This is a genomic window from Paraburkholderia sp. SIMBA_030, from assembly GCF_046535245.1.
Lineage (GTDB): Bacteria > Pseudomonadota > Gammaproteobacteria > Burkholderiales > Burkholderiaceae > Paraburkholderia.
Genome location: NZ_JAWRXB010001576.1, coordinates 1 through 238 on the forward strand (window position 1 = coordinate 1; position 238 = coordinate 238).

Genomic DNA, 238 nt, shown 5'->3' on the forward strand with positions numbered 1-238 from the left:
GGGCCGCTGCTGTACCGGCTCGATGAAGTGATGGCCGTCTGGGCGAACGTGCGCGCCAAGGTGCTGCACGTCGAAGCCGCTTCATCGCCGACCCTCGCTATGCTGGCGGGCAACATTCCGCTCGACGAGTTCAAGGCGCGTTTCCAGGCGTTTCCCGACTGGCGCGAAGCCATCATCGACGATGCGGGCCACATGGTTCACCACGATCAGCCGGAGCAGATCGCGGCGTTGATCGAAG

The 238-nt window shown here is 64.3% G+C and carries 1 protein-coding gene; it reads left to right on the forward strand.

Annotation, left to right across the window (positions count from 1 at the left end):
• A partial coding sequence (locus SB772_RS45310) for an alpha/beta fold hydrolase (RefSeq protein ID WP_410839190.1) occupies window positions 1-238 on the forward strand: 238 nt, incomplete at both ends.